The 19,086-nt window shown below is 45.7% G+C and carries 15 protein-coding genes; 3 read left to right on the top strand and 12 right to left on the bottom strand.

Annotated features, from left to right (window positions below; genetic code table 11):
* Positions 1 to 244: 244 nt before the first annotated feature.
* From ACLHG7_RS05665 to ACLHG7_RS05655, 3 genes are all read right to left on the bottom strand, one after another.
* A complete protein-coding gene (locus tag ACLHG7_RS05665; protein WP_410210065.1) occupies positions 245 to 679 on the bottom strand; it encodes a hypothetical protein in 435 nt (144 codons plus the stop codon).
* Positions 676 to 5,106, bottom strand: a complete 4,431-nt coding sequence (locus ACLHG7_RS05660) for an RHS repeat-associated core domain-containing protein (RefSeq protein WP_410210064.1) — start codon at positions 5,104 to 5,106, stop codon at positions 676 to 678. Before ACLHG7_RS05660 ends, ACLHG7_RS05665 begins: the two co-directional genes overlap by 4 nt.
* Before the next feature lie 189 nt (positions 5,107 to 5,295).
* Positions 5,296 to 5,499, bottom strand: a complete 204-nt coding sequence (locus tag ACLHG7_RS05655; protein WP_410210063.1) for a hypothetical protein — start codon at positions 5,497 to 5,499, stop codon at positions 5,296 to 5,298.
* A gap of 301 nt (positions 5,500 to 5,800) precedes the next feature.
* Here ACLHG7_RS05655 and ACLHG7_RS05650 point away from each other — a divergent pair, with 301 nt between their 5' ends.
* The gene (locus ACLHG7_RS05650) at positions 5,801 to 7,075 is read left to right on the top strand and encodes a hypothetical protein (RefSeq protein ID WP_410210062.1); all 1,275 of its coding nucleotides are present in this window, start codon (positions 5,801 to 5,803) and stop codon (positions 7,073 to 7,075) included.
* Complete coding sequence (locus ACLHG7_RS05645) at positions 7,069 to 7,638, top strand: hypothetical protein (RefSeq protein WP_410210061.1); 570 nt, start codon at positions 7,069 to 7,071, stop codon at positions 7,636 to 7,638. Before ACLHG7_RS05650 ends, ACLHG7_RS05645 begins: the two co-directional genes overlap by 7 nt.
* Here the strand turns inward: ACLHG7_RS05645 and ACLHG7_RS05640 are convergent.
* The 4 genes from ACLHG7_RS05640 to ACLHG7_RS05625 all read right to left on the bottom strand — a co-directional run bounded on the left by ACLHG7_RS05640 (position 7,595) and on the right by ACLHG7_RS05625 (position 11,429).
* Entirely contained in the window at positions 7,595 to 8,746 is a 1,152-nt protein-coding gene (locus tag ACLHG7_RS05640; RefSeq protein WP_410210060.1) for an AraC family transcriptional regulator ligand-binding domain-containing protein, read from the bottom strand. The two genes, ACLHG7_RS05645 and ACLHG7_RS05640, sit on opposite strands and share 44 nt — an antisense overlap.
* 84 nt (positions 8,747 to 8,830) lie before the next feature.
* Positions 8,831 to 9,895, bottom strand: a complete 1,065-nt coding sequence (locus ACLHG7_RS05635) for an AraC family transcriptional regulator ligand-binding domain-containing protein (protein ID WP_410210059.1) — start codon at positions 9,893 to 9,895, stop codon at positions 8,831 to 8,833.
* Positions 9,896 to 10,005: 110 nt separating this feature from the next.
* Positions 10,006 to 10,170: a rubredoxin gene (locus ACLHG7_RS05630; protein WP_410210058.1), complete on the bottom strand. Its 165-nt coding sequence runs from the start codon at positions 10,168 to 10,170 to the stop codon at positions 10,006 to 10,008.
* A 32-nt stretch (positions 10,171 to 10,202) separates the two neighbouring features.
* On the bottom strand, positions 10,203 to 11,429 hold the full coding sequence (locus ACLHG7_RS05625; protein ID WP_410210057.1) for an alkane 1-monooxygenase: 1,227 nt from the start codon (positions 11,427 to 11,429) through the stop codon (positions 10,203 to 10,205).
* Positions 11,430 to 11,654: 225 nt separating this feature from the next.
* Between ACLHG7_RS05625 and ACLHG7_RS05620 the strand changes: the two genes are divergently transcribed.
* Complete coding sequence (locus ACLHG7_RS05620; protein ID WP_410210056.1) at positions 11,655 to 12,683, top strand: AraC family transcriptional regulator ligand-binding domain-containing protein; 1,029 nt, start codon at positions 11,655 to 11,657, stop codon at positions 12,681 to 12,683.
* Positions 12,684 to 12,685: 2 nt separating this feature from the next.
* On the opposite strand, the gene ACLHG7_RS05615 is transcribed toward ACLHG7_RS05620, so the two are convergent.
* The 5 genes from ACLHG7_RS05615 to ACLHG7_RS05595 form a co-directional block, all read right to left on the bottom strand.
* Positions 12,686 to 13,648: a TonB family protein gene (locus tag ACLHG7_RS05615; RefSeq protein ID WP_410210055.1), complete on the bottom strand. Its 963-nt coding sequence runs from the start codon at positions 13,646 to 13,648 to the stop codon at positions 12,686 to 12,688.
* Between the two features lie 203 nt (positions 13,649 to 13,851).
* Positions 13,852 to 15,342, bottom strand: coding sequence for a flavin-containing monooxygenase (locus tag ACLHG7_RS05610; protein WP_410210054.1), 1,491 nt, complete (start codon positions 15,340 to 15,342; stop codon positions 13,852 to 13,854).
* Between the two features lie 28 nt (positions 15,343 to 15,370).
* A complete protein-coding gene (locus ACLHG7_RS05605) occupies positions 15,371 to 16,201 on the bottom strand; it encodes an SDR family NAD(P)-dependent oxidoreductase (RefSeq protein WP_410210053.1) in 831 nt (276 codons plus the stop codon).
* 59 nt (positions 16,202 to 16,260) lie between these two features.
* A complete protein-coding gene (locus ACLHG7_RS05600; protein ID WP_410210052.1) occupies positions 16,261 to 17,226 on the bottom strand; it encodes a metal-dependent hydrolase in 966 nt (321 codons plus the stop codon).
* A gap of 754 nt (positions 17,227 to 17,980) precedes the next feature.
* Positions 17,981 to 18,928 carry a hypothetical protein gene (locus tag ACLHG7_RS05595; RefSeq protein WP_410210051.1) on the bottom strand — a complete coding sequence of 316 codons (948 nt, stop codon included), beginning with the start codon at positions 18,926 to 18,928 and terminating at the stop codon, positions 17,981 to 17,983.
* Positions 18,929 to 19,086: the final 158 nt, after the last annotated feature.

The raw sequence follows: 19,086 nt of genomic DNA, 5'->3' as shown, positions 1-19,086 counted from the left end.
CATAGATCGTGATATCGATGTCAAGAAGTGGCATTGAGAATTGGCTGGATCACTCCATTTTTCTGACATTTCACGCCAAGTGGCGTGGGGAATGAAATGATAAATTGGGTATAACAATGAGTTAAAAATAAAAAAAGCCACGTGATATGACGCGGCTATTTAAAGATGGTTAAGTTAAATAGCTTTTATTTTATTAGCCTTACGACCAAAAAATTGACTATGACGCAGGTATATGACTTGATAGCTAAATAATACAATGATAGAACGTAGACTCAATAACATCATTCACTTGAGAGTATTTTGAAAAGAAAGATAACTCCCCCCCATCAAAAACCTCAATCACATACTCGGAATCCAAAAAATTTTCTTTATATCTTCTATCCTTAGAAAATAGCTCTGTAGACTTTGCTCCAACGATCAAACAATGATAGGTTTCTTGTACAGACAAGATAAACTTTTTGAGTTCAAACCAATCTAATTGAATACCCCCGTCGGTTCTTAAAACCAATCGGGTGAACTCATCCATACGCCAATCAAAAGGCGCCTCTCCGATACCATCAAACTCTAAAACACTCCAAAATAGATTATTCTCAGGTATAAGTTCAAAAATATTAATTAAACTCAAGTCCTGGTCCAGCTTTTCAGCTTTCGTTAAAGATAATCTAATAAATTCATTCATGGTATTTGTACTGTCTTGGCTTCTTTTGAACGCTGCATGGTTCCCCCTGTAGGATTAGGGATATAGTCATGTTGGTGGGGATTTTCATGGGCGCCTTGACCTAGCCGATGACCAGTCCAATCAATATCCCTTGTTGGCTCTAGCTTCCCATCCTTTCCATAACCCCACTCTCTAGTTTGAGTATACTCCCCCAATCGACCTTCTTGTGAACCGATCTGAGTATGAGGTAGATCTGAGCTGGGAACCTTATTGCCATTTTTATCTTTAGGTAGCCCTTCAGACGGTCTATATGCAGGAGGCTTAATTGTTTGTTTAACAATTTGTGTTTCTTCCTGTTTAACTTCCTGTTTAACAATCTGCTTTGCATCTTGCTTGGCAACCTGGACAGCAAGTTGAACTAATGTCTTAAGCATAACTTGCATAGTCCCCGTAGGGTCAATCTGATTTACAGGGTCATTCCCCACATAACTATAAGGATTCAACCCACCCTCAAGCCCAATTGGATCAGGTTCCATATACCGACCCAACTCAGGGTTGTAGTAGCGGTTATGGTTGTAATACAGACCACTTTGCTCATCGTAGTACTGCCCCGGAAAACGCAGGTTCATCTGAACACTACCGCTGGCTTGCTGTATACCAAATGCATCTGGATCCCATGCCCAAACCACGCCTTGCGTTGTGGCATCAATACCACGGCGTGGTTTCTTCTGATAGTCAGTCACTAAATAAACAATGCGGTTTCCTGCATAAACTGCCGCGATAGGACGATCATCCAGCCACACGTACTCAACAATCATGCTCCCACTTGGACCGTATTCACCAATCAGGTGACTATTTTCATCATACATATATTGGCGATCAATATACGACCCACCGCGAAATGTACGCTCATTCTTGTGATTGTAGTCAAAATACATCCCTATATATTGGGTGCTATTTGGTAAACCACTTTCTGTTCTACGACGCCCCTTATAATCATATGCCGCACGACCTTTATAGGAGCCATCAATCTCACCTTGACCCGTCAAAGAGAGTGGTTGTGTAATGCCATCCTTACTCCAACCCGTCAAATGATTGCCCGTATAAGAATGATCCGCTGTTGAATATCCTAAGCCTGTATTCCCTGTGGCTCTAGACCCAATTCGATTTCCATTATTATCGTAGTAATAATGGATTGAACTACCGTTTAACAATGTTTCATTATTCAGTTGTGAGGCATTGTCATACTCATAAGCTGTTCTCGCTCCTAAGTACTCTTGACTCTTCAATCGGCCATCAAGATCGTAGATATAGTCCGTATAAAAACTATATGCACCTGAACTATTCGTACTTCCAACCGATGTTATCAGGCCAGATTCAATAATGCCGATATTGAATAAAGCTTGGGTACCGCCCCAGTTGAAACTTCTTAAGCGATTGGCTCCATCAAAACTGATATTACTGACGACATACTGATTGTTCAGTTGAATATTATTAAGTATGCCACTTCCATCATAGTTGTAATCAATACGATTTCCGGAAGGATAGGTAATATTCGTGAGCCGCCCTGCACTGCTGTAGTTATATATATTTTGCAAAACGCTTCGAGCATATCCCCATTTCGCTGGCGTATTGTTTGTTTGGGTCTTAGTCTTTATACGGTGATAGATATCATAGGTATAACTGGTATCGGTTCCCATCTTAAAACCGGAGACAGGACTTGAGCCGACTACAAATGATGTGACTTGATCCAAGTTGCCGTTGGCACTTTGATCATAGGTATATGCTTCGGCAACTAATAAGTCCGGATTGGATCCACTTGCCAGCGCACAATTGAGATTCTCATTTCGACCTAATTGGTCACTGCGTCCAAAATTACAGATCCGTTCATTGTGGCTCCGAATAGTCATATTATTCGCAAGATCATATTGATATGACTTACTACCGGAATCTGAATTGTATTCTGTACTGGTGATTTTTCGGTTGATAAAAGTACGGTTTGAACCAGCTCCTTGAGAATCAAAAGTATGAGCTTGATTATCAAAGTCATCGTATACTTTGGTATCTGTATGATTATTACCATCTGTATGGGAATTCGCTCGGTTTAACGCATCATAGCCCCACTTATTAATGATCCCCTGTGCTGTCTGGGTTTGAGTCACGTTGCCATTTGGATCAAGAATCATGCTTGTCCATAGCCTATCCTCGCTTCCAGAACGCGTATAACTTACACGTCCATTTCCATCAAGATCTTGCCAGTGAGACTCAAACAAATAGCCATTTGGCGCTAGTAACTGTTTATAGTAAACCACACCATTGGGATGATAAACATTTTGCTCAACATTGCCGTTAGGCTGTGTTGTTTTAACTAAACGCCCGATTAAATCGTATTCATAAAACGAGGTCTTACCATCCGCATCAGTTGAGGTTTTTAGTTGACCAAGCGCATTGTAAGTATTGTTTTCGATAAAGATAGAACTCGAGCTATTTCCATGTGATCTTGTTCGAATTCGATAGCCTTCGTCATAGTCAATTTGATCCACCGTACCATCAGGATTATTAATCGTTTTGGCCAATCCAGCACTGTTGTAATTAGAATATGTGGTGGTATAGCCTTTAGTCACCCCAGTACTAAAATTTGTCACCATCACGGAATGAGCGGTTAAATTCCCAAATTTATCGTATGTATACCAATTAGAATCATCTACTTGTGGTGAACGAGGACCTGATGAACTTTTAAGCAAGCCACTGCTACCCGGGGTTGAATCATCATAATAGTCATATTTCCAAGTTTGGTTTGAGCTTCCAGCCTGAGCATACCCTTTGGTTTGCTGAATAATTTGCCCTCGCGCATTCAAAATATTTGCGGTTGTTTGGGTTAAATTGGCTTGAAATGCATTGTTCTTATAATATTCTTCAATTAAGGTCGGCGTTGAATAAAGATTCGTTGCACCTGTATTGAGATTTCCGTAAGTATATTTGGTCATCCTAGCTTGTGCAGTCCCGATGGCTTCCTCAACCATCACTACACGGTTCATCCCATCATACGTAAAATGGGTATGGTTTCCATTGTAATCATAAATATCAGAAACGTTATTCCAGCGGATGTCTATAATCTCTTGACTGACAGGCACTTTGCCATAGGTGATGCAAGGGTATCCCGAGAATTGGTAGGTTACGTACTGAGTATTGGAATCTCCAAAAGAAGCGATTTGTCCAGAATTGGTTTGACCTGATGCTTTGGCGTCTGTGGAATAAGAAGCGTAGGAAGTGAAAGTAGCTCCCTGTATCACACCATTACCCCATGATGTTCGCCCAACACTCTCTGCATTCTTTGGAGATAATGGTCGATGCGAATCTGTTAGCATTGTCCACGGGGTACCGCCATAATCCCAATGTAGTTGCGTTGCGCCCAGCGTATTTTTTACATTATTTAAAACTTGGACTTGGTATTGCGGCGCAGAATAAACTACGCCATTAAGCTGAGCCGTCGATAAGGCCGCTGGGGTGTAGGTATATGTTTCAGTTCCGTACAAGTTTGATGTGGCACTGGATATTGTATAAAACTTTTCGTTGTCTCCATTATGTTTGAAATTGGCCCAATCAGAAATTTGATACTGGTACGTAACTGTTTGTTGATCAGGGAAAGCTGGATACCCATTCTGTGCTGTCAGTGTGACGCTTTTGACCACACTGCGCAAAGCCCAGCCATCCGCATAAAAATCACGAATGAATGTTAATAAGTGTCCTCGGTTATCAGCAACAGCAAGCAAACCTGCCCCACCCCAAGTCTCATAGCTTAACCCGAGTCTACGACCATCTGGGTAGGTGACGCGAACCATTTTATAGATCGCAGTTCCATCGTCTGCTGTAGATTTCTTATACTGAAAATCGTAGATCGTTCCAAGGTTGTTAACTGAAAAAGAAAGGTTTGTGATTGATGAGCCACTTAAATTAATCACTTTTCGGTCACGATGATCAGTTGACATATAACCGATCTTGTCATTTCCAGCATTACCATCACCTTTGGCAAGATACCAAGTTTCATATACTAAGGGTGTTGGTGAAAATATTCTCTGCACGCTTTGCGTATTCAAATTCACAATATAATAAGTGTCATCTTTATCGCCCGGTAATCTCAGACGCATAATGGCTTGTACACCATCACCAGCAGGCGCCACCAACATGTAGTTATTATAATTATCTGTCCAACCGCCTATAGACTTCAGACCATTGGTCATATCATCGACACGGTTTAGGTTATATGACAACGTTGTTTCATAATGCCTTGAATAAGGCAATGGGCCTGCAATATCCGTTTTATCGTATTCCGCCTCATCACTGAGTAAATCACGCCCTACACTACAACTTTTTGTATTCGGCATCTGTGCAGCTTTATATTGCGACTCACCCATGTCTGCATATGCAGAACTGATTACAGTACTCAATAAAATTCCGATCAGAAGGGTAATAAGAATCGAAAGATTTCGGATTCCTTTAAATTCTTTTGCCATCATTCTTTGATCAGTATTATTGAGTATCATCATTTTGATTATTCACATGAATTATATAAAGTTACGCAAGAAGACCCTCTGAAGATCCTCTTATGAAATGAGCAGGTTTACTATGGGGATGGATTAACTAGAAGATTGCGTCGATTTAGGCAGATCTTTAAAATCGCCCGGTTGATTAGCGAGATCAATGGCTTCTTGCTGATGTTGTTTAGTGATCTTGTCGGCTTTGCTTTCACAGCCTGCAAGGGTCGTTAATCCTAAAATACCGATCATTAACCCAAAAACAGTTTTTAAGTATTTTCTTTCTAAAAATTTATGCGTAGTCACATTATCACCAGTTTTAATCACAGAGTTTATTTACGCTACCACGAGCACTATAACTAAAATACACCGCAAATTTTATTACAATACACACAAAATATAAACACTAAATATACCAAATATTCAAATTATTAATAATTTCTCCACCTAAATATTTATTAGTCACTTTAAAACCATCTATTACAAAAAACAAAAATCCATTAGCCCCAAACATTGGCTCCCCCAGTCAAATGTTGGCACCCGCTGCCAAGCGCTCTTCTGCTCCAATGATGATCTAATTCTCATCACGGCAGGTTGCAGATAGTCGATGAAGACCACACTAAGAATAAAACCTAAGCGCAGCATGACGCCGCTGGTGACCGCACTATTTCTGCTTTCGCTTCAGCAGACCAGCCATGCGGACCTTACGCGACTGGATGATCAGCACCTTGCGGACGTGACAGGACAAGCGCCGATCTATACCAGCTATATCGACCCTTCCGCATCGGGCAATGCCAGCGGACTCGGCTTCTATACCCTTGGGATCAACGGCACCGTCTCACTCAATGCCAATATCGAACACCTGCAACTGGGCTGCGGCGGAGTCAATGGTCCGGGCTGTGATATCGACTTAAGCCATGTGCGCTTAAGCGGTACAAGCCCCGGCCCCAGTGGCACTTATGCCGATTCCGATGCCACACTGGGCAATCCCTTCCTGCAACTTGCAATCAAGAATCCAACATCATTGGCCAATCGCCAAGTGGTCGGGATTGCACTTGGGGCACAGAGCGCACAAGCCCTATTATCCATCGGCGAAAACCCCACCCCTAACGTACCCGGCACAGTCGGTGGCACGCCCGGTGGTGAAACGGGGATCAATGCGTTAAGTGGCTCTTTTCAAGCCTTGATTCAGGATTTACGCAATCCGCTGGCGATTACAGTACTCGGCATCCCCGTAGCCACGGGAAATGCTTATGTGAAGGTCACTGCGACCCAGCCTAACCTGCCCAGTACGCTCATGACTCAAGAGTCCTCTGGCAATGTTGAAACGGGTGGATACTATCAATACGTGTCAGGCAGCAGACTCACTGGCGTGGACTTAGGGCCGATCACGCTGGTCGTCCCCAAATTGAATGTTCTGGTGCCGTTTCTCAATATCAATCTCTCGGCGAGTGCGACCTATACACCCATCAACCTGATTGATCTGCATAACCTGAATGTTTCCAGCAATAAAAACTCTGGCTTGCTGCTCTCGCTAAACAACCAAGCCATTCTATGGCCACAGGTGGGTACGCTTGGGGTGTCGACCTTTCCCACGACCACCCAGAGCTTAGATGCCAATGGCAATGTGGCGACCAGAGGCTACAACTCCAACGGTGACACGATCACCACCAATCAACTGATGGCACAGCGCGGCTGGTGGTTATCGGCTCCGCAAGCCAACATCGGTGATCCCGCGAATGGCTTTATTACCACCTCGCAAGCCAATGTGGATATTTTGACGGCAGTGGGCGGTCTGGTGCTGGGCAATATCCCGGTGGCATCGGTCAATACTCGTCAGATCCCCGTGCAAAACTGCTATGGCAGCCTCAAATTTTGTTAAAACAGCAGCGCACGACCGCTTATCGCCAAGGACTCATCATTCTTCTATCCTTGCTCGGTATGGTTCCGATAGCCCAAGCCTCCATGCTTGAGCGCTGTGCGGCACCTGAATCCAATTACCCCTCATACATACACTCGATGTTGTCCCGAATCGGACATCACCCGCAGGATTCCAACACGGCAAGCATTGCCTTTATCATGGCGGCGGCAATCACCGCGCGGTACAACATCCCCGTCGATGCCGAAAAGATCAGTACGTTACTGAGCCACGAGACTCTGGGCATTCGCCCGATCAGTATGCTCGATATCAAGCGTGTCTTTACACAGTTAGGCTTACAAGTAGATGCCCGCAAAACCGAGCGGCCCGAGGAAGTGCTGACCTTGAGCAACCAGATCCTCATCACCCAAGACCAGCAAAAGAACTTTATGGCGCTGATCACGGCATCCAGCAGCTATGCCTATTTGATCTATGGGGTCGTGAATCAAGAGGCGCTGATCTGCCCGATTCATAAATCGGTGTTTATGAAGTCGTATACGACTGAGAAGTTTTTGATTTTGAATTAAGTCTTGCTTGACCCTTTAAACTCGCGCGGAGCTCACTCGGGCTTTGCTTCTTGACCCGTTTAAACGCACGTGAAAACGCCGACAGATCACTATAGCCCAATTGCTTGGCGATATTGAATAAGGGTAACGAGGTGCTGATCAATAGTGTTTCGGCACGCTCCATACGCACCTCCTCAATCAGCTTTGATAACGTATAGCCCTCTTCGGATAAACGCCTGCTTAGGGTGCGCGTCGATAACGCCAGCATGTCGGCAATCTGTGCAGATTCAGGATAATTGCCTTGCTCGACATAAGCGGATAACAAACGTCGCACTCGCACAGCGACTTGATTATAGCTATGCAATAACAATAGCTTGCTATCAAGCATTGATTCCAGAGTCAGGCGAGTACTGCGGTTGCGCGTGACCAAAGGAAAGTGCAATCCCTCACGTGGCAGAACCAGTTGATTCTCCAGACTCGAAAACTTTAGGGCAACATTATTATATTTTTGATAAGACTCAATCTTGCGGCGTGGAGAATGGCGAAAATGAACCTCGGCCCCTAGCAACTGACTGAGCGCTTTGCCCTGTGACGTTGTCTCGGAAAACTGCACCACTTTAAGAATGTTGCCGATCACTACTTCTACCAACGTCTCGTCAAACGGACTGCCTAGACGCACCAGTGTTTTGACACGGATATACACTTTATTGCCGCGATCCTCTCGCAAGAGTTCAATACACGGCATAATTAGTGGGAAATAGCGCAGGCCTATATCCAGTGCATCGCCAAGCGTATCCGCACTCATCACCGCCATACCCAGCATGCCATTGATCGTCACCGGCATATAGCGCATAAGCTGCCTTGATGCCGGCTCATCACTGTTTAGGTATTGCTTTGAAAATTCCATCAACGCCACAAATTGCGGGATGGTCAGTCGGGTCTCAGGATCGTTGATTTCGGCGGGTGTCAGTCCACAATGCTGATAGATCAGTTGGATATCCCCATCGCGCGCACGGACGAGCCCTTCCACCATTTCCAGATACTGAATCGGAAAGGTAATCAATGAAGACGAGCGGATGACGGCTGGGCTGGGCGAAATGGTCAAATCTCCAAAGGCATAAAAGAGCACTATACGCTCGTCACCAGTATTTGGCAGAAAGTACGATGCTCTCCACTCAATTCACTACTGGCTCACAACACCCAACAAGAGGGGTCAGGGTTTCAAACTCGCCCGCAGCTCACTCGGACTTTGCTTCTTGACCCGCTTAAAGGCACGGGAGAACGCCGACAGATCACTATAGCCTAATTGCTTGGCGATATTGAATAAGGAAAGCTGCGTTCCGATCAACAGCATCTCTGCACGCTCCATGCGCAGCTCTTCCATCAGTTTGGATAGGCTATGGCCTTCCTCAGACAGGCGTCGGCTAAGCGTGCGCGTGGACATCGCCATCGCATCGGCAATCTGCTGGGGATCAGGAAAGTGACTGAGCGCCGCAGATCCCGATAGCAAGCGCCGTACTCGTACTGCAACCTCATCATGCTTCTGCATCAATTGCAATTTAGTCTCAAGCATTGTCTCTAGTGCCATGCGCGTACTGCGGTTACGCGTCACCAGCGGTCGGCTTAGCACCTCGCGGGCAAAGATCATTTGATTATCCAGACACGAGAATTTAATCGACGTATTACAAAACCGCTGATACACGGCAGCATCACCAAAGCAGGCATGACGGAAGTGCACTTCACTGCCCAATATTTCAGAGATCTCTTTGCCATTGGCTGGCGTCTCGGAGAAGCTGACCATCTTGAAGAAATTACCGATCACAATTTCAATCATCGTCTCGTCAAAAGGACTGCCGAAACTCACCAGATTACGCACATAGATAAAGACTTTATTACCCCGATTTTCACGCGTCAGTTCAATACAAGGCAGAATGAGTGAGAAGTAGCGCAGAGTGATATCCAGTGCATCCCCCAGCGTGTCCGCGCTGATACTTGCCATACCGAGCATGCCGTGAATGGTAACAGGCATATGGCGTAGCATCTGGATCGATGCAGGCTCTGCGCTGTTCATATGCTCTTTGGCAATCTGCATCAGCTCGGCAAACTGAGACAAACTGATTCGCGTCTCAGGATTATCCAGCTCATGTTGCTCAAGCTGTGCGCGCACATAGATCTGCTGTACATCCCCACCACGCAGGCGCACCAGCGCCTCTACCATTTCGACGTATTGAATAGGAAAGGTAAAGGGCGATGAAGAGCGAATGATTGAGCTTCTCAAGAATGTAGTCATCTCTGTATAGCAACACAAGACACTGTACACCTGTCGCCAACATTTGACTTAATTTGCCAATCTGAGTAGTAGTCGGCAAAAATAGAACCTATATTTCCCTAGATTTCGACCATTTCAAAATCTAGCTTCGCAACACCGCAATCCGGACAGACCCAACTCTCAGGGATATCTTCCCACCGCGTACCGGGGACGATGCCATCATCAGGCCAGCCTTCCCGTTCGTCGTAAATCAAACCACATACAATACAGTGATATTTCTTCATGTTGTCCTCTGCCTCGCCTCAAACGGATTCAGTTATTTGAAATAGGAATCGATATCGACCAATGGTTCATACTGCTTGAGCAAACGCTCTTTCGCTTCGGGGTCGATATTCGCCTTACTCAAGTCACCCTTGTAATGATCAACCACGCGTTGATCCATAATGCTAAACCACCACTTCGGAATCATTGCGGGCAGAATCATAGAACCATAGCCACTGGGTAACTGCGGCGCATCCTCAAAGTGACGTAACGCCTGAAAGCTGCGGGTTGGATTGGCATGGTGATCCGAATGGCGCTGGAGTTGGTATAAAAACAAATTGGTGACGATATTATTATTGTTCCAGCTGTGCTCTGGCATCGTACGGGCATATTTTCCATCCCCGAGGTCTTCACGCTTCAAGCCATAATGCTCAACATAATTAATGATTTCAAACAACGTAATGCCGTACAGCGATTGCGTGGCTAAAAATGGCAATGTCCGCTTACCAAATAGAGCAATTAACCCTCCATGAAACGTCGCTGATGCCAGCCAGCCGTGGATTAACTCATTATGAATTGACCAGAATTTTTGATCTTTACGTGCAAGCCGTTTGGTTTCGATTTCAATCGCGGATTTAAAGCTGCCAATCACAGTTCGGGGCAGGAATTTCCAGAAGGATTCACCCATTTTTGAAGACGCAGGATCTTCTGGAGTCGCGACACGGCGGTGATGCCCATACGGATGCTCAACCCGGAAATGATTGTATCCCGTCGGTGCAAGTGCAAGGTGCGACAGGTAGTGATCCACCTTGCTGTGTTTATGGCTTAACTCATGCGCGGTATTGACGGCAACGCCATTCACCACACCAAGCAAACTACCAAGCAGCAGTTGATCGGCAAGCGGTGTGCTCTTCCGGCTGGCTAGGTAAGCCCCGTAGATATTGGCAGCATATTGCAACGGGATATAGAGTTTGACGATCGCTGCATAATAGGGATCATCCTCTAGTTGTTTAATGGCGCTATTCGGCGGATTCTGCTGATCATCACCAATGATCTTATCCAGAGCAGGGATGATGCCATGCAGTAAAACGGGGCCAAAACCCGCAAACAGCTTACGGGTGATTTTGGGTCCAAACTGATAACCCGCCATCGCCGCAATGCTAATCACAGGCAAAGAAGGCCCAAGCAGCCATAGCCGTCTTTTTTTATCGACATAGGGTGTACAGGTCTGATTTTTTAAATTGTCTTTTTCAAGGCTCTCTTTTTCAAATAATGCACTCATCATAACCTCGGCAATTCATCGTCAATAGGTCCGTAAAATCTTTCAAGATTGGGACGGGATTGATTTATTCATTTCTACTGCTAAGTCCAAGGATTGGATCAAGCCATAGACTGGATAAATGATGAAGTGAGTATCTTTTGATCGCACGATTAGTTCTTGTCATTTATTGACATCATCTTGTCATTTTAAGACAATGCAAAAGACTAGCTTAAAAGCAGACATATGATGAAAGCGAATATCCCCGAAATTCCGGCACGATATTATCTGTATTTGGGAGAAGTCTTAGAGCGGGAAAACATTCACTTTAAAGAAATTTTGGCAAGCATCCAGATGGATTACGACATGCTGATCCAACCCAATGCGCTGCTGACGCTTGATCAGGTTGAACGCTTAATCGAAGCTGTTTCCCAAGTGTCCGCACGCAGTGATCTTGCCGTTGATCTCGGTATGTCGTTGAAGCTAACCTCACATGCCATTCTGGGCTACGGCATCCTGACCAGCCCCACCATTGAAGTCGCCTTGCGCTTAGTTGCCCGCTATTTTCGACTCATCATGCCGACCTTTCGCATGCAATATCGCCATGAGCACGACCAGATTGATTTCATCATCCAACCCATCGTTTCTATGCGTCCAAAAACCTTGGTCTTTCACCTAGAGGCCATCGCCGTCGGGTTTCACTTCACGATCCGTGAGCTCCTTGAAAAGCGCATGCCCGCTTATCATCTCTATTTTTCCATGCCGGAACCTGCGCACAGTGCACGTTATCAGGAATTAAAAGAAGCGCGCTGCCACTTCTCATGGGAAGCCAAGCCCAGTCTGCGATTGCGATTCCCCGGTGAAATTGCGCAGCGCACCTTGGCACTTGCCGATCCGTATTCATTGGAGATGGTCGAGAGTCGCTGTCGCGAGCAAATCCGTCATTTCATGACGCAAGGCAAAGTGGTTGATTGGGTCAGTATGATGCTACGAGAATCGAGCGATGGGATTGCGACGCTGGGTGATTTAGCGGCGCTATTAAACTTGTCCGCACGGACACTGGATCGTTATTTAAAAAGTGAAGGCGTCGGATTTCGCGATCTGTCACAGCGTATCCGTCATGACAAAGCGCTTGAAATGCTGACCCAGCAAGCGCTCACCGTCACGCAGATTGCCTATGAGCTTGGCTATACCGACCCTGCCAATTTCACGCGGGCCTTTAAAGCCATTGCCAAAGTGGGACCCAATGAATTTCGATTGGGTTTAAGACAAGCCTGACCCTACATCTTCGGCAAGTCAAACTCAATAATCTCTTCGGTCTTTACCGCACGCGTCACACCTCGATCAGGATCGACATAAGGAGCATAGACATAGTGCATCACCGCATCACGTGCCGCCATATCCAGCGCCTCCGAACCCGATGAACGATGGATGGTGACATTGGTAACTTTACCTTCATCATCGACCGATGCCCAAACGATCACGACCCCAAACTCGCGATTTGCCAGTGAGGTTTTGGGATAGATCGTCTCGCCTTTCTTGACGATTTTAAGCTGGTGAAAATTATTCATCAGATAGAATTGCCCAATATTCTGCGGGCGATCAGGATCAATCTGTCGGTTCTGTGCAGCAAGCAGAGCCGCCGCCTTATTCTGCTCGGCAGTCTTGGTCTGCACCGGTGGCACAAAACCTGCGCTCACCGCTTTGTCTTTCCAGAATTTGGCAAGTCCTGAATTCTGAGCCACCCCTTCACCTTTTTCATACATGCCGCCCACTTCCCACTGCGCCTGTATCGAATTCTGCTGTGCTGCCATGAGCAACCAGTTAAAGGCCTCGGTGGTGTTTTCCTCCATGCCTAAGCCTTTTTCAGCCATAAAGGCCAGATTATGTTCTGCGGGGACAAAGTTCTGCGCGGCGGCTTTACGATACCAACTGACGGCTGTCACATAACTTTGTGGAACCCCATAGCCGTGATAGCTCATAAAACCTAGCTTAAACTGCGCGGCTGCATTCCCCTGCTCTGCTGATTTACGATACCACTGCAAAGCCTGAGCATAATCTTTGGGCACGCCTTGTCCTAACTCATACAGTTGTCCTAACTGGCCTTGGGCTTGGGGATTGCCCTGAGTTGCTGCAGTCGTGATTGCGGTCAGATCAATTGGCCCTACCGCCTGACTCACGGCATAAGTCGCTGTAGAGGACACAGTACCGATCATTAACGCTAAAATAACTTTCTTAAACATGCCGCAATCCTTGGAGGAATATCTTTCCATTTCGATCCCCTCTTATATCCCGGCTAGCAGCAGAGCGTCCAGTCTAATTCGCATCGCCAGCGCTTGATTTTGCAATAAAAAAAGACCCACGCCAGTGAGTCTGTCAATACGACAAAAAAGTACGCTGGGGCGGTTGATACGGCCCCAGCGATGATCATTAAGCGATATAGGTTTTATTTAGATGCGATGTAGCTCACATGATAATCATCAAGATTCAATGAGGTGAGTCGTTGCTTAAGTTTCTTCAATGACCATGGCCACGCGGCAAAGTTACGACCGTTTTGATCAAGGTAGTAGCTCTTACAACCCCCACTATTAAACACCGTAGTTTTGATGTGCTTTTGCACCAGAAGATTGTGCTTTTTGATCACATCCGATTTTACCGCAAGCTTGCTGATGCCTTGCTCTTTGATCTTTAGCAAACCATCGATAATGAAGTCGAGCTGTGCTTCAGCCAGTCCAATGAATGAATCATAAACGAGGACGTTTGGACCCAGCACCAAAAACGCATTTGGCGTATTTTCAAGGCTGGTGCCAAGGTACGCTTCTGGAGAAGTATCTTTCCACAGGTCAGCCAAGACCACGCCTTTTTCATTGGTGACTTTTCTGCCGATTGGTGGGTGAGAAACTTCAAAGCCCGTACCCCAGATGATCACATCTACTTCATGACGCTCGCCGTTGGCGGCAATCACCGTATTCCCTTCAACCTTCACCAGACCATGGGGGATCAGATGAGTATTGTCCTGTTGCAGGGCTGGGTAGTAGTCGTTCGCAAACAAAATACGCTTGCAGCCGACCAGAAAGTTCGGTGTCACGTCTTTCAAAAGGGTCGCGTCTTTGACTTGGAGCTTGAGCAATTGCTTGCCCGCTTCATTAACCGGTTTTAAGAACTTCGGATTACGCAAGCCAAAGTTGATGATGTTGAGCGAGGTGGCGACTGACTTGCGCCAGCCTTTTTGGATGATCGGCATGTTTTCCATCACCGATTTACCCACTTCGCCCAAGTTCATATCTGGCTTCGGCAACACCCACGGTGCGGTACGCTGGAATACGTACAGCTCTTTCGCCAAAGGCTGAATACGCGGGACAAACTGAATCGCAGACGCACCCGTGCCAATCACCGCAATGCGCTTGCCTGCCAAATCATAGTCATGATTCCAACGTGCCGAGTGGAACATTTCACCGGTAAAGGTGTCCAAGCCGTCGATCTTAGGAATCTGTGCTTCGGTGATCGGACCAGTAGCAAAGATGACGGTGCGCGACAGGTATTGCCCGAGCGTGGTATCCAGTACCCACAGATGCTGTGCTTCATCCCATACGGCTTTGATCAGTTCATTGTTGAATTCGATCAGCGGTTCGACATCAAACTTTTTACTGACATCTTCAAGATAGCTCAAAATCTCAGGTTGCTTGGCAAACAAGTGGCTCCACTTCGAGCTCGGCGCAAACGAATAGGAATACAGTGCAGAAGGCACATCACAGCCACAGCCGGGATAGGTGTTCTCACGCCATGTACCGCCTACGCGGCTGGCTTTTTCAAGAATTTTGAAGTTGTGGTAGCCTGCTTTATTCAGTTTGATCGCTGCTGCAATCCCGGAAATCCCCGCGCCGATAATCAGCGTGTCAAAAATATGCGCACTTTGCTTTTTAGCTTTTGAAGTCATGCTTAAACCTTAATTGATCATCAATATTTTATTTAAAGAACTGATACGAGGTACCCAGAAAGCGGGCATACAGACTTGGTGATGTGCGTTTCATCAACCAGAACAGCTTCGCATCGATTTGTGGAATCGTATACAGATCACCACTATCCAGACGATTCAACGTCAAATTCGCCACTGAATCACTGGTTGTGAAGGCATAGTTGGTCAGCGCAGTATCGGCAAGCTTAGAGTAGCGTCCGGGGATACGACCATTTTTGATGATATTGGTCGGCACCAATGTGGGACATAGCACATTGACCTTGATCTTGAACTTTCGCAGCTCAGCAGACAGTGTTTCGGACAGCGACAGCACACCCGCTTTAGTGACGTTATACGCGGTCATTTCTGGTGCTGCGGCATATGATGCGGCAGAGGCGACATTGATGATCGCGCCAAAGCCTTGTGCTTTAAACTTCGGCACAAAGTAATGGCAGCCATGGATCACGCCCCACAGATTGACGTGCATACACCATTTCCAGTCATCCAGCGTCAGTTCATCAAACTTCCCGCCTAGCCCCACACCGGCATTGTTGATCACCAGCGTGGTTGGATGGCCCATCAGCACTTCGGCTTGATCGGCAAGCGCTTTCACTTCTTCAGCGTTGCCGACATCGCATTGTACGGCATAACCAGTTGCACCCACGTCTTTCAACAAGGCAACGGTTTCGGTCGCAGCCGCCAGATTGATATCTGCACACACTACCGTACCGCCCCGCTTGCCCAGCTCCAGTGCAAAACTGCGACCAATCCCACTCCCCGCGCCAGTCACTACTGCGTAGGCTTGGTGACTGGTTTTCTGTTTCTTACCAAATAAACTCATAATGATTCCAAACACGTGTTGTTGTTATGACATTGATGAAAAGGTATGGGCTTGACTGATCAAGCCGCTCTGACCTTAGGAACCACTTCCTTAATGAAATAAGGCGTCAACAGACCCGTTTCAGGATTCAGTAAACGCTCTTTGTAGTAAGCCAGATACTCAGAGGTGTCATGGTCATTCGGGTGGAAGTCTGGGCGCAAGTAATCGAGGATATGACCCACAGTACTGCCGTAAACGCCATCTTTAGAACCCAATAACAGCCCAGCACTGCGTTTGACATCTCTCCAATAGGTGAGACTCCACAGATTGCTCGGCTTTCTGAAGAACGGAATCAGCACGCCGCCCAGTGGCACCAAGAACATGATGGTAATGAACGCCGCCGCAAAGCCAGTGATGCGCAGTGCATAATTACCGGACAGGGTCTGATAGACATCATAGGCAATGTCTTTATGCTCGGACTCTTCCAGCATATGCCACATCCACAAGCCCCGCTGGCGGTCATCTTGACTATAGAAGAAGTTGGCTTCATGTTTCATCATGAACTCAGCCAGCACTGCGGTGAAGTGCTCAATCCCTGCCATCAAAGACAGTTTCATCGGCTGTGGAAATTTCAGGAAACCGTAGTTGAATACGTTGCGAGCTAAGAAGCGGTAGAAGGTGACTGGAAAGTCTTTTTCTTTCAGGATCTCATTCCACTCTTCATGGACTTTAGAATGCAGGGCTTCTTGACCAATCAACGCAGTCACACGTTGCTTGAGGATCGGGTCAGTCAAGAAATCGCGATGATAACGCGCCGTCTCAATTACAAGGTCTTCACCAAAGGTCAGAAAAATGGATAGCGCTTGAAAATAAGCACTCGCCAACTCTGCATTCATATAAAACTCAGGATCTGCTTCGTCCACGTTGAATTTAAAATCAAAGTGGCGAATCGGCACTAAGCCCTTTTTGGAAAAATCTGTAGTGACCGCTTGGTTTTTGGTTTTGAATTTACCAAAAACGGAACTTTTGATTGCTGGAGCGTTCATAGCAATTCCTTTAACTTAAGCAGTTGGAGAATGTGTTTGAGGGTCTGGCGTCGGTCTGTCATAAGTCAGGCAAGAACGTCGGACACGCCTTCATCTCTCTTGCAATACCTGAGATGGCAGTGTCGTTGATCATCCTATTTACAAATTAGCAGACGGTCTTGAGCTGACGGAATTTGTAGTCATTGACTTACAGTATCGTATACCGAACTTTTGTTCGGATTCAATTCGGGTAATTAGTCGTCACCAAAGCCAACCAATCGCTTGCTTGGTATGGCTTAGGGCTTGCAAATACTGTGGTTGCGCTTGGGGCTGTTCTGATTTTTTTGGGGTGGGATTCGGGGATTGAGGGGGTATAGGTCGGGTTTTATATGACGGCGGAATGTCATCAAGTAGGCAAATTGATCTACTAGGTAAGGTGAATATTTCCAGACTGATAAGGGTTAGATTGCCCAAACTTAATTATACGCTGAGATTAGGGTTTGTTTTGCTTCGTTCACGACACTCATAAAATCCTCCAAAGAAAACTTGAGATCGACCGTCCCAGATAAAATATATAAATCCGTTAAGAACTTTATCTCGATATGCTCAATACCTTGCTCGCGTGTGAACTGCATCAGTCTTGCCCATGAAACAAGACTTCGACGGCTAGCCATTCAAGTTCATTTTCACTCACGTATATAATTTTAAAATTTTCGGGAAGTGACATAAATCGTGGTCTCTTTGGACATAAATTTTTCTAAAATAATAGCTAAATCTATGCTTTAGCGCTTAACTCTACCATCAAACTCCCCAACCCTTTTAAAAACTCCACTTTTTCAAAATAGTCATCTTTTGTACTTAGATCATTCAGTGTGTCATTGAGTGGCTCAACAGATTCGGGGAACCCTCCATCATTAGCTAGGTATCTAAGTGGTGGGGTAAAGTACGCTACCCTAGCAACAACCTTACCTTCATTCATAAAAAACGCTCTGGTCCAGAACAAAAACCTTTCCCTAAAAAAATGTTTAGGACGGATTGGAATATATTGACCATCCAGAAACATCCAAATCACATCCTGATGTAGGAAAATTGCCACTCTTTTCTTTTTTAAGCCCCAGGTCCATATCGACATTGACCAACCACAGAGTAGATCTGCTGCTGCCAGCGCTTCAGCTTTAGACACGGCAATGATCGAATTATTCAACAGTTTAAAATATCCACCTTCACCATAAAAATTAGGATTGATACCCTTAAATATTTTGCCTTCCGTAGCGATATCTATGGTCCGATCATCAAAGTCCATCATCATTCCGACATCAGCACCTTTGATACCCTGCGCAACACTAATGCTATGTTGCGCTAGCAAATCTTTAGTCGTTGTAAATGGGCTATAAAAAATGTCCTTTTGATGTTCTGACACAGTCAAAGAATGCGCCACTACACTAAAGCGCTGCTCGCCTGATTGCAAAATATAAATGAGGTTGGTATCTAAAGGCTTTCCAAGAAGATTTTGAATATGTTCGATTTCATCAGCCAATGGCGTAAAAAGCTCAATGTTTTTTAAAAACCGAGGGACGTTCAAGTATTCAACGCCTTTAAAAATTAAATCGACATTCGAATCATGCTCGTTATTCTTTGGACTTCGAATTAATAATTGCCCATGACTCACCAAATACTCCCAGATTTGGAAGGTTCTTTCAAAACTCAATCCGTTAACGCTCATAGCACCACCGACTATTCAATGAATTTGAAATATCGTTCAATCATTTAATCGAGATTGCCATAAACCGCAGACCTTTGCATCGGTTTTAATTTCATACAATATGCAATAAAATAGTTGCATTTATTTTCATTCAGCGTATTATGCAATTAATAGGTTGC

This window comes from Aquirhabdus sp. (genome assembly GCF_046462495.1).
GTDB lineage: Bacteria > Pseudomonadota > Gammaproteobacteria > Pseudomonadales > Moraxellaceae > Aquirhabdus.
This window is presented reverse-complemented; position numbering and strand designations above follow the sequence as displayed.